The following is a 3,043-nucleotide window of genomic DNA, read 5'->3' on the forward strand; positions in this document are numbered from 1 at the left end:
CGGCAGACGCATCGCCGTCGACGTCGGGGACGCCCGGATCGGGGTCGCCTCGTGCGACCCCGACGGGGTCCTCGCCACCCCCGTCGAGACCGTGCCGGGGCGCGACCTCCCGGCCGCGTACCGGCGGCTTACGGCCATCGTGGGCGAATACGAGCCGATCGAGGTCGTCGCCGGCCTGCCCCGCTCCCTGGGGGGCGGGGAGGGACCGGCCGCGGCCAAGGTGCGCGCGTTCGCGCGGGAGCTGGCGGTGCGCGTCGCCCCGGTGCCCGTGCGGCTGGTGGACGAGCGGATGACCACGGTCACGGCCGCACAGGGGCTGCGCGCCTCCGGGGTCAACGCGAAGAAGGGCCGCTCCGTCGTCGACCAGGCGGCCGCGGTGATCATCCTCCAGAACGCGCTGGAGATCGAACGGACCTCGGGGGAGCCGCCCGGGGAGGGCGTCGAAGTGGATGACTGATGGAGGTACGGTAACGTTCCGCGCGAAACGGCAGCCGTTCGAACGCCGGCCGTGAAGGAACCAGGCGGCCGGCCGCACGCTCCATGGAGCGCGGTCCGGTCGCCGACACGCGGCTCTAGGGGATCGATGACTGAGTATGGCCGGGGTCCTGAGCCCCAACCGTGGCATCCCGAGGACCCCCTCTACGGGGACCAGGGCTACAGCGGGCATCAGCCGAACGGCGCCCAGGGGCCGTACGGCGGTCAGCAGGACCCTTACGGCGGTCAACCGCAGCAGTACGCGGACCAGTCACAGCACCCGCAGTACCAGCAGTACGCGCAGCAACACCCCCAGCAGTACGGACAGCAGCAGTACCCCGATCAGCAGCAGCCGTACCCCGGTCAGCCGTACCAAGGCCAGCAGTTTCCCGGCTACGGTCAGCAACAGGATCAGCAGTACCAGCACCAGCAGTACCAGAATCAGCGCTACGAGGTCCAGCAATACGCGGACCAGCAGTACGACCCGTCGCAGCAGTACAGCTGGGACCCCCTGCAAGGAGCTCCCGCCCAGTACGGGATGAACCCCCAGGATCCGTACGGCCGGCCCGCCGATCCCTACGGCGGCGGGAACCCGAACTACTACGGCGCCCAGGACCCGTACGCGCAGCAGCAGCCTCAGCAGCCGCACCAGCCCCAATACCCGCAGCAGCCGCATGAGGAGCAGCAGCACGCCCCTCAGCAGGCGCCCGGGCCCCAGCAGGCCCCCGGCCGGCAGTCGCCCCAGCACGAGCAGGGTGATCAGCCGGGGCAGGGGGACCGGCCGGAGAACCCGCTGGAGCGGACCCAGGCCCAGCCGCAGGTACCCGAGCAGGTCGAGGAGTGGGACGCGGAGCCGGACGGCCCCGAGGAGCACCCCTTCTTCTCCGGCCGCGGCGGCGACGACCGGGATGACGACGAGGACGGAAAGGCCGGGAAGGCCGACAAGGGCGAGAGGGCCGACAAGGACTCAGCGGACCGGCGCGGCAAGAAGACCAAGCGCCGCTCCGGCATGGCCTGCATGGTCGTCGTCGTGGTGCTGGTCGGCGGCGTCGGCGGGGGCGGTTACTTCGCCTACCAGTGGTGGCAGGACCGCTACGGCGCCGCGCCCGACTTCTCGGGCGAGGGCTCCGGCGAGGTCCAGGTCGACATCCCGGCGGGCGCGAGCGGCATCGAGATGGGCCGCGTCCTCAAGGCGAAGGGCGTCGTGAAGAGCGTCGGCGCCTTCACCTCGGCCGTCGCCGGGAACCCCCAGGGCAAGAGCATCCAGGGCGGCGCCTACACCCTGCGCAAGGGCATGTCGGGCGCGGCGGCCGTCGCGCTGATGACGGACCCCAAGACCCGCAACTCCCTCACCATCCCCGAGGGCCGGCGCAGCGTGCAGATCTACGCCGCGATCGACAAGAAGCTCGGCCTCAAGGACGGGACGACCAAGGACGTCGCCAAGAACGAGGCCAAGAACCTCGGGCTGCCCGACTGGGCGGGCGACGAACCGGACCTGAAGGACCCGCTGGAAGGCTTCCTCTTCCCCTCGCAGTACAGCGTCGGCAAGGGCACCAAGCCCGCCGACGTGCTGCGGGAGATGGTCAGCCGCGCCAAGAGCCGGTACGCCAAGTACGACCTGGAGGCCAAGGCCAAGGACCTGGGCCTCAAGTCGCCGCTCCAGGTCATCACGGTGGCCAGCCTGGTGCAGGCCGAGGGCATGACGCACGACGACTTCCGCAAGATGTCGCGCGTCGTCTACAACCGCCTCAAGCCCACCAACAGCGAGACGAACGGCAAGCTCGAATTCGACTCGACGTACAACTACGCGACGAACCAGAGCAAGATCAACCTGAGCCCCGCGCAGCTCCGGGCCTTCCACCACCCGTACAACACGTACAACATCAAGGGGCTGCCGCCCGGCCCGATCAGCAACCCGGGCAGCGACGCGGTGGAAGCGGCGATGGACCCCGAGCCGGGGGACTGGTACTACTTCGTCGCCACGGACGGCAAGAACACCAAGTTCGCCAAGACCCTGGCCGAACACGACAAGCTCGTGCAGGAGTTCAACGCGAACCAGAAGAACAAGAACGGTCAGTGATGACGCACCAGCAGGACCGGCAGGACCGGCGTGATCGTGAGCAAGGCCGGCGGGCGGCCGTGCTCGGCTCGCCGATCGCCCACTCGCTCTCCCCGGCGCTGCACCGTGCCGCGTACGCGGAACTCGGCCTCGCCGGCTGGACGTACGACAGCTTCGACGTCACCGAGGCCGCTCTCCCCGACTTCGTCGCATCGCTCGGCGAAGGCTGGGCCGGGCTGTCGCTGACCATGCCGCTCAAGCGCGCCGTCCTGCCGCTGCTGGACGCGATCAGCGACACCGCGGCCGCCGTCGAGGCCGTCAACACCGTCGTCCGCACCGCCGACGGCCGGCTGCTCGGCGACAACACCGACATCCCCGGCATGGTCGCCGCGCTGCGCGAACGCGGCGTCGAGCGGGTGGAGAGCGCCGCCGTACTCGGCGCCGGAGCCACCGCCTCCGCCGCGCTCGCCGCGCTCGCCCGGATCTGCTCGGGCGAGATCACCGTGTACG

At 70.5% G+C, this 3,043-nt stretch carries 2 protein-coding genes and 1 pseudogene; all 3 read left to right on the forward strand.

The window, feature by feature from the left end; all coding sequences use genetic code 11:
• Positions 1-457 (forward strand): Holliday junction resolvase RuvX (gene ruvX / locus ACFU99_RS39085; protein ID WP_384402122.1); only part of this gene is annotated, 457 nt, incomplete at its 5' end.
• Between the two features lie 126 nt (positions 458-583).
• Positions 584-2,554 (forward strand): endolytic transglycosylase MltG, encoded by a 1,971-nt coding sequence (mltG, locus tag ACFU99_RS39090; protein ID WP_384402125.1) that lies wholly within the window; start codon positions 584-586, stop codon positions 2,552-2,554.
• Positions 2,554-3,043 (forward strand): annotated as a pseudogene (locus ACFU99_RS39095) (shikimate dehydrogenase); the annotation flags it as partial. The gene mltG and the pseudogene ACFU99_RS39095, both read left to right, overlap by 1 nt.

This window comes from Streptomyces sp. NPDC057654, assembly GCF_042800135.1.
GTDB lineage: Bacteria > Actinomycetota > Actinomycetes > Streptomycetales > Streptomycetaceae > Streptomyces.